This is a genomic window from Corallococcus sp. CA054B (genome assembly GCF_003611625.1).
Lineage (GTDB): Bacteria > Myxococcota > Myxococcia > Myxococcales > Myxococcaceae > Corallococcus > Corallococcus coralloides.
The window spans coordinates 1-8,777 of sequence record NZ_RAVY01000291.1; the positions used below are offsets into that span (position 1 = coordinate 1).

Sequence of the window (8,777 nt, forward strand, 5' to 3'; positions counted from 1 at the left end):
GCGAGACCGATGGGAAGGCCCCGGACCTGCAAGCGGCGCTGGCCGCGTGGCGGGAGGCCGTGGGCGAGGCGCACGTCATCCTGGACCCCGAAGCGCTGGAGGCCGCGGAAACGGCCACCTTCGCCACCACCCAGCGCATCCCCGCCATCGTGCGGCCGGCGGACACGGCGCAGGTGCAGGCGTGCCTGCGCATCGCGAGCGCGCACCGCGTGCCGGTGTACCCGGTGAGCGCCGGCCGCAACTGGGGCTACGGCTCGCGCGTGCCCCCCGGCGACGGCAGCGTGCTCCTGGACCTGGGGCGCATGAACCGCATCCTCGCGCACGACGAACAGCTCGCGTACCTCACCGTGGAGCCCGGCGTGACGTTCCGCCAGGCCTACGCGTACCTGCGCGACAAGGGCTCCTCCACGTTCATCACCACCATCGGCGGCTCGCCGGACGCGAGCATGGTGGGCAACGCGCTGGAGCGCGGCGACGGGGCCGGCCCCAACGCGGACATCTTCCAGAACGTGTGCGCGCTGGAGGCCGTGCTCCCCACGGGCGAGCGCGTGGAGACGGGCCACGCGCGCTTCCCCGGCGCCCGCTCCGCGCCGGTCTTCCGCTGGGGTCTGGGCCCGGTGCTGGATGGCCTCTTCAGCCAGTCGTCGCTGGGCGTGGTGACGCGGATGACGTTCTGGCTGGCGCGCAAGCAGCCCTGGCTGCGCGACTTCTTCTGCGCCGTGAACGACGACGCCCAGCTCTGGGACATGGTGGACCGGCTCCAGGCCCTGGCCCTGGACGGCACGCTCAAGGGCAGCTTCTTCTTCTGGAACGACATCAAGGCGTACAGCATCACCCAGCAGTTCCCCTACCCCTCCGTGGGCCGGGCGCCGCTGCCGGACTGGGCCCGCGAGAAGCTGCGCGAGGGCTTTGGCCGCTGGGCCATCAGCGGCACCCTCATCGCCCCGGACGCGGAGCTGGGCTCCCTCTTGGAGAAGCGGCTCGCGCGCGCCGTGGAGGGCGCCTTCCGTCCCCTGTCCTTCGGCCCGGTGGCCCCCTTCGGCGAGGGCACGCTCCAGGGCGTCCCCACCGAAACCAACCTCGCCATGACCTACTGGCGCAAGCGCACCCCCAAGCCGGAGGACCCGCACCCGGACCGGGACCGCTGCGGCTTCATCTGGTGCTCCGTCGCCGTCCCCTTCACCGGCCCGGAGGCGAAGCGCGCCACGGACATCGCCGACCGCGTCCCCCGCCTCTTCGGGTTCGAGCCCAACCTGGCGCTCCTCGCCCACTCCCCGCGCTGCGTCTACCTGGTCACCGCGCTCGCCTATGACCGGGACGTCCGCGGCGAGGACGCCCGCGCCCAGGCCTGCTACCGCGCCCTCACCCGCGAGCTGGCGGACGCCGGGTACTATCTGACCCGAGCCGGACTCCAGGCACAGGACGCCGCACCGTCCGTGAAGGATGACTCCGCGCAGGTGCGCCAGCGGCTGAAGGCGGCGTTCGATCCCGAGGGAATCCTGGCTCCCGGGAGATCCGAGCCCTGAGGGCGCGGGCGGATCAGAAAGAAAAAGAGGAGCGGAAACTTTCTTGGGTGGGCGCTCGATACTCTCTCAAGTCACAAGATTTCCCACCGCGCCTTGCGCCCGCCGGAGCACCCCCTTCCATGGCCATCGAGACCAACCGCTACCGCCCCGTGTTCCGCAACCCCGCGAAGCCCACTCCGGCCAACGGGACGCAGACGCGCCGCGAGGTCCAGGCCCACACGGAGAACCGGGCGCAGGGCGAGGCGACCCTTGACCTGACCCGCGGCGCGAAGGGCAACCGCGTCACCACCAGCAACAAGGCCAACCCCAACACCACCACGGACATCCAGAAGCAGCTGGAGACCAGCCGCTTCGACAAGACGGTGGCCCAGGGCGAGTGGAACAAGAACTGGACCGCGGCCTCCGGCTCCCACACCTCCGGTGACGTGAACGGCAACTTCCACAACACGGTGGAAGGCCAGGTGCTGACGGCGGACGTGGCGGCGCAGGGCAGCGTCTCCATCGACCCGCTGCACGGCAAGATTGGCGCCGAGGGCTCCGTGGACGTGCGCGCCGACCTGGTGCGCGGCTCCGTGGAAGGCCACGCGGACAGCGCGCTGGGCCGCTCCGAGTGGGGCGCCGAGGGCAACGTGGGCGCCGAGGCGACCGCCACGGGCCAGGTGGTGCTGGATCCGCTGCACGGCCAGGCCGCCGCCTCCGTTCACGGTGAGGCGTTCGCCGGCGCTCGCGCCAGCGCGGAGGTCACCCAGGAGATTGGTCCCGCGACCGTCACGGCCGGCGCGGAGGCCTTCGCCGGCATCGGCGTGGAGTTCGAGGCCAACGTCGGCCTGAAGGACGGCAAGCTGTCCGCCAACTTCGACGTGGGCGCGGCGCTGGGCATCGGCGCCAGCCTGGAGTTCGGCTTCTCCGTCGACGTGGGCAAGGTGGGCGACGCCGCCAAGGCCGCCGTCGAGGGCGTGGGCAACGCGGTGCAGAACGTCGGCGAGGGCATCAAGAACGTCGGCGAGGGCATCAAGAACGTCGGTGAGGGCATCAAGGACGTGCTGAGCAAGTGGTAGCGGCGGGCCGCGTCCGGCCGCCTCCCACCTGAAGCTCTTCCCAGGGCCTCGTCCATCCGGGCGAGGCCCTTCCTTTTTCCCCGTTGCTCGACAGCCCCCGCCCCCTGGGGGACACTTTCCATCATGAACTCTCTGGAAACCCTCCTCGCGCAGGGACAGGTGGCCCAGGCCAAGGCCGAGGCCGAGAAGCTCCTCGCGAAGACCCCGAACCACCGCGACGCGCTGGTGGTGATGGCCAAGCTGGCCCTGGTGGAGAACAAGCTGCCCCAGGCGGAGGGCCTGCTCGCCAAGGCGGAGGCCCAGGGTGCCACGGCGGAGACCGGCCTCGTGCGCGCGAACATCGCCGCCCAGAAGGGCCAGCTGGACGCCGCCCTCAAGGCCTACCAGGGCGTGCTCGCGGTGGAGCCGAACCGCGCCGAGGCGCACTTCGGCAAGGGCATGATGCTGATCAAACAGGACAAGGCGCCCCAGGCGCTGGAGGCCCTGTCCCAGGCCGCGAAGCTCGCGCCCCAGAACCCGGTGTTCCGCTACCGCCTGGGCCAGGTGCAGCTGGAGGCCGGCCAGACGGACGCCGGCCTCGCCACCCTGCGCGACGTCCTCACGCTGGCGCCGCGCTTCGTGCCCGCGTACCTGAGCCTGTCGCACGCGCTGTCCGCCCAGGACAAGCTGGTGGACGCGCGCAAGGTGCTGGAGCAGGGCCTCAAGGCGGTGCCCTACCAGCCGCGCCTGCTCGCGTCCGTGACGGTGCTGTCCATGGCGCTGCGCGACCTGCGCACGTCCTACGAGGCGGCCTCCGCGCTCGCGGCCCAGCGCCCGAAGGACGCGGATGCCCAGGCGAACCTGGCGCAGCTGATGCTCGCGCGCGGCCAGGTCGAGCAGGCCCGCTACGTGTGCCAGAGCATGGCGTCGCAGGGCATCGCCAGCGAGTCGCTGAAGATGGCGGAGGCCACCTGCTACGAGTCGCAGGAGCCGCCCGCGTACGACAAGGCCATCGCCGCGTACGAGCAGGGCATGGGCCTGGCGCCGGATGGCTGGCGCGCGGCGAACAACCTGGGCCAGCTGCTCCTGCGCGTCCCCGCGGAGCCGGCGAACACCCACCTGCCGCGCGCGGTGACGGTGCTGGAGGAGGCCGTGCGCCGCGCCCCGGACCGCCCGGAGCCGCTGCTCAACCTGGCGCTCGCGCAGGCGCGCCTGGGCCAGGAGCAGAAGGCGAAGGAGCTGGTGCAGAAGGTGCTCGCCATGCCGCTGGCGGAGGACACCGACCTGCACGAGGAGGCCACGCGCCTCGCGCGGACGCTGTCCAAGGCCTGAAGCAGGCCGGACGCACGGACGCCCCCGCGCTACTCGTTGAAGTCGAGCGTGGGCACGTCCTCGTCGCCGGTCGCCGCCTGGTACACGTGCCACGCGGCGGCCAGGTCCTGGAAGGGCAGGCCCACCCCGGCGAACACCGTCACCTGGTCCTGGGACGTGCGCCCGGGCTTGAGGCCCGCGAGGACCTCGCCCAGCTCCGCGTGGATGGCGTCCTCCGTGAGCCCCACCGCGCCCGCCGCGCCCGTGGAGACGCTCAAGCCCCGGTGGTCGCAGACGAACAGCGACTGCTCGAGCAGGTCCTGGGACAGCTCCGCCTTGCCCGGCTCGTCCGCGCCCAGCGCTGTGATGTGCGTGCCCGGCTGCACCATGCCCGCGTGCAGGAAGGGCTGGTGGCTCCACGTCGCCGTCACCACGATGTCCGCGTCCGCCACGGCGTCCGCCACGGACGTCTCCACGCGCACGGGCAGGTTCAGCTCCTGGTACATGCGCTGCGCGTAGGCGTTCGCGTGCGCGATGTGGGTGTCGTAGACGCGCACCTGGCTGAGCGTGCGCACCAGCCGCAGCTGCTTGAGCTGGAGCACGCCCTGGCGGCCGGCGCCAATCACCGCCACGCGCGTCGCGTCCGGCCGGGCCAGCACGTCCGCGGCCAGCGCGCCCACCACGCCGGTGCGCACGGCGGTGAGGTGGCCGGAGTCCATCACCGCGAGCAGCCCTCCGGTCACCAGGTCGTGCAGGTGCACCACGCCCTGGATGGCGGGCTTCTGCGCGGGGAACTTCGAGTGCACCTTCACCGTGTACGCGGGGATGCCGGGCACGCAGCCAGGGAAGAGCACCATCGCGGTGCCCACCGAGTGCAGCGGCGCTCGCACGCGCTGCGGGGCCACCGTGCGGGCCAGGACGTCGGTGCGGAAGGCCTCGCGCAGGTCGTCCAGGAGCAGGAGCGCCTGGATGTTGCGGGCGACGGCGGAGCGGTTGAGCAGGAGGGTGCGCATGCTGTGACGGCCACCCTACCCGAGCGTGCGCATGCCCTGGGGCGCGAACGTCCCCAGGGCCGGCCGAGCGCACGAAGGTGAACGGCGCGCCGGGCGGTGCGTCCGGGGCCCGGCCTGGAGCTGGCGGCCGAGGGCTCGGGGCGACCGCCTTCATTGGATGCAGGGACGAAGCGCGCCGGGCCCACCATGCGCAGACTTTCCGCGAGGAGCGGCGCGACCGGGCGTTGGCCTGGGGAGACTGGCGATGCAGGAGCCGGATTCACACTCCATGGACGAGCTTGCGCGCGGCCCCCGCCCGTCCGCGGCGGAGTTCCTGCGCGCGAACCACGACGTGCTGCTGGCGGACTGGCAGCAGGCGGTGTTCGAGCACCTGGGCCGGAAGGACTCCGCCCGCCCGCCCTGGCTCATCGACCACATGCCGGAGCTGCTCACCGCGCTGGCGGACGCGACGGAGCTGGGGCTGGAGGCGCTGGACGAGCGCCTGGAGGCGGCGCACGCGGCGGCCCGCCTGGACGCGGGCTTCAACCTGGGAGAGGTGGCGCGGGAGTACGCGCTCCTGCGCCGCTGCATCCTCCACCGGCTGGAGGCGCTGGAGCAGCGGCTGCGGCCCGGAGACCTCACGCGGCTGGAGGAGACGCTCGACCAGGTGGTCACCCGGACGATGACGTTCTTCTGGGACATGAAGCAGCGCATCCTCCAGACGCTGGACCGCATGTTCGAGGCGACGCTGGACGACCCGGACATGGAGACGCTCCTGGAGCGCCTGCTCACCCGGCAGATGGAGTCCGCGCTCACCGTGGACACGGCGGCGGTGATGCTCCTGGAGGGCGACGCGCTGGTGGTGCGCGCCGCGGTGGGCATGGGCACGGACGAGGTGAAGGGCATGCACGTGCCGGTGGGCCAGGGCGTGAGCGGGCGGGCGGCGCTGGAGCGGCGGCCCTTCTTCGTCCGCTCGGCCTCCACGGATCCGCGCGTCCTCCTGGGACCGCTGCGCCGCGCGGGGCTGCGCGCGCTGTACGGCCTGCCGCTCATGGACGGCGAGCGGCTCCTGGGCATGGCGTACATGGGCTCGCGCACGGCCTTCGCCTTCTCCGACTCGGACGTGCTGCTCTTCCGCGCCGTCGCGCAGCGGGCGGCCGCGCACATCGCCCATGCGGAGCTGCACGCGCGCGAGCACCAGGCGCGCAAGGAGGCCGAGCGGTCGCTGGCGCTGCTGGACTCGCTCCTGGACGCGGCGCCCGTGGGCATCTCGTTCGTGGACAAGGACCTGCGCTACCTGCGCATCAACGGCATGATGGCGCGCATCAACGGCCACTCCGTGGAGGCGCACCGGGGCCACACGCTGCGCGAGATGGTCCGCGGCGGTACGGTGGAGTCCATCGAGCAGTCCCTGCGGCAGGTGCTGGAGACGGGGCGGCCCGTGCAGGGCTCGGTCGTCGAAGGGCCGGATCCCGTGCATGGCCGCGTGGGCGTCTGGCGCGCGGACTACTTCCCGGTGCGCACCCCGGACGGGGTGCTGCTGGGAGTGGGAACGACGGTGGTGGACATCACCGACCACAAGCGCGCGGAGGCCGCGCTCCAGCAGGCCGTCGACTTCCGCGAGGAGCTCATCGCCGTCCTGGGCCACGACCTGCGCAACCCCCTGCACGCGGTGAACGCGTCGGCCTTCATGCTGGGGAAGGTCCCGGCGCTGGACACGACGGCGCGCCGCTCCGTGGACCGCATCCGCAAGGCCACCGCGCGGATGACGCGGATGATCAACGACATCCTCGACTTCGCGCACAGCCGCCTGGGCGGAGGCATCCCGGTGACGCGCCAGCACGTGAACATGGAGGAGCTGTGCCAGGGCATGCTGGAGGAGCTCCAGGTCGTGTATCCGGAGCGGCCCCTCGTGCTGGAGGTGCAGGGGGATGACCTGTGGGGGGACTGGGACCCGGACCGGGTGACGCAGGTGCTGGGCAACCTGGTGGTGAACGCGCTGCAACACGCGACGAATGACACGCCCATCGTCACCACGCTCCGGGGAGAGGCCGTGGACGTGGTGATGGAGGTGCGCAACGAGGGCGACCCCATCCCGCCGGAGCTGCTGCCGCGCCTGTTCGACCCGTTCAAGCAGTCGAACAGGTCGGAGCAGGGCAACAAACCCCGCAGCCTGGGGCTGGGGCTCTACATCGTGAGTGAGATCGTCCAGATGCACCGGGGCAGCGTCCGCGTGGAGACCGCCACCGGGGACGGCACGACCTTCACCGTGCGCTGGCCCCGCGTCCCGCCCCCCATGGGCTACCTCACGCCGTGAGCCGCCGTCACGGCGTGGCCTTCACCTCGGATGCGGGCGCGATGGCGAGCGTGTGCACGGCCTCCGCGAGCATGCGCGTGCTCAGGTCCAGCGTCTCCAGCGCGATGGATTCATCCGGGGCGTGGCCGGTGTAGGGCTCGTTGGGGAACGCGGGCCCGAAGTCCACGGCGCGAGGAAAGAGCCGCGCGTAGGTGCCGCCGCGGATGGAGCCGGGCACCGCGTCCGGCGCCTTTCGCTGCCGCTGGTAGATGTCCATCAGCGTCTTCACCAGCGGGCCGGACGTGTCCGCCACGTGCGGGTCGCCCAGGTAGCGGCCGGCGCCCTCCTTCACCTGGCCACCGGAGTCCTCGCCCACGCGCTTCGCGGCGGCGTCCAGCGACGCGTTGAAGGCCGCCGCGTCCTGCCCCTGCGGCCGGCGCATGTTGACGCCCAGGGACACGGCGCCGTCCTTCACGCGCAGCACGGTGGGCGCCACGAGCAGCGGGCCCATCAGCGTATCCTGGTACTTCAAGCCCAGCTTCTCGCCGTGGTGGTCGCCGTCGAAGCGCTTCGCCACCACGCGCAGGAGCGTCGCGATGCCGTTGTCCTCCAATGACAGACGCGAGGCCACGGCGGACACATCCCAGAGCGCGTTGTGGCCCTCGTCCGCGACGGACGAGTGCACCGCCACGCCATGGGTGGTGAGCACCACGGTGTTACCCTCGCGCTTCGCGTCGGCCTTCAGGTCCTTGCGCGCGGAGGACTCCTGGGCGATGGCGGCCTTCACGGCGGCGAGCACCGTCTCCGGCGTCTGGCCCTTCACGGGCGCGAGCTTCAGCGTGGCGGTGCCGGGCACCTGGGTGAGGAACTCGCCCGCGCTCACGTCCACGGCGCGCGCGACGGTGCCCTCCTTCGGCGTGGCGAGGGCCGCGCCCACGGGCGCCTCCAACGTCCACGCGACGAAGCCGGACTGCGCGGCCATCACCGGGTAGCCGGAGTCCACGGAGATGACGTGCGTGGGCTTGGGCTGCGTGTCCGCGTAGTGCTTCATCCCGTTCCAGTCGCTCTCCTCCCCGTTGCCGATGATGATCAGCACCTTGCCCTGGGGCTTGAGGCCCAGGTCCTTCGCCATGGCCAGCGCGACGAGCCCGGAAGCGATGGGCCCCTTGTCGTCCTCCACGCCGCGGCCATACAGGCGGCCCTTCTCCACCACCGGCTTGAAGGGCGCGCGCTTCCACTCATGGGCGGGCGCGGGGACGACGTCGCCGTGGAACACGAGCCCCAAGAGCGGCTCGCCCTCACCCCAGGACAGCTCGAAGACGTCGTTCTCTCCCACGGTGCGGAAGCCGAAGCCGTGCTGCTTCGCCCAGGCCTCCAGGGCGCGGCCCATGGCGGCGATCTCCGGGTTCTTCGCGGCGGGGGCTTCGCTGCTCACGGTCTTGAAGCGGACGAGCGTCTGGGTGAGGGCCACCACGTCATCCAGTGCACAGGCCTGGACGTAGGCGGCGTAACGCTCCGCGGCGGAGGTGCCCTTCAGGGCGGTGTCGGAGAAGCGGGCGGCGCGGGCGGCGGGCTTGCCGGCGCAGCGCGGGTCCTTGGCGGCGAGGGCGGCGGA

6 protein-coding genes are annotated in these 8,777 nt (G+C 72.2%); 4 read left to right on the forward strand and 2 right to left on the reverse strand.

Annotation, left to right across the window (positions count from 1 at the left end; translation table 11 throughout):
* The 3 genes from D7V80_RS38735 to D7V80_RS38745 form a co-directional block, all read left to right on the forward strand.
* Positions 1–1,526: FAD-binding oxidoreductase (locus D7V80_RS38735; protein ID WP_147447361.1), on the forward strand; the 1,526-nt coding region annotated here is incomplete at its 5' end.
* A 119-nt stretch (positions 1,527–1,645) separates the two neighbouring features.
* On the forward strand, positions 1,646–2,584 hold the full coding sequence (locus D7V80_RS38740; protein ID WP_120592834.1) for a hypothetical protein: 939 nt from the start codon (positions 1,646–1,648) through the stop codon (positions 2,582–2,584).
* A 123-nt stretch (positions 2,585–2,707) separates the two neighbouring features.
* Positions 2,708–3,895, forward strand: coding sequence for a tetratricopeptide repeat protein (locus tag D7V80_RS38745; RefSeq protein WP_120592835.1), 1,188 nt, complete (start codon positions 2,708–2,710; stop codon positions 3,893–3,895).
* 29 nt (positions 3,896–3,924) lie between these two features.
* Here D7V80_RS38745 and D7V80_RS38750 read toward each other — a convergent pair whose 3' ends face one another.
* Positions 3,925–4,887: an ornithine cyclodeaminase family protein gene (locus tag D7V80_RS38750; protein WP_120592836.1), complete on the reverse strand. Its 963-nt coding sequence runs from the start codon at positions 4,885–4,887 to the stop codon at positions 3,925–3,927.
* A 268-nt stretch (positions 4,888–5,155) separates the two neighbouring features.
* Here D7V80_RS38750 and D7V80_RS38755 point away from each other — a divergent pair, with 268 nt between their 5' ends.
* Entirely contained in the window at positions 5,156–7,183 is a 2,028-nt protein-coding gene (locus tag D7V80_RS38755) for an ATP-binding protein (RefSeq protein WP_233586051.1), read from the forward strand.
* 7 nt (positions 7,184–7,190) lie between these two features.
* Here D7V80_RS38755 and D7V80_RS38760 read toward each other — a convergent pair.
* Positions 7,191–8,777 (reverse strand): Sapep family Mn(2+)-dependent dipeptidase (locus D7V80_RS38760; RefSeq protein WP_147447362.1); only part of this gene is annotated, 1,587 nt, incomplete at its 5' end.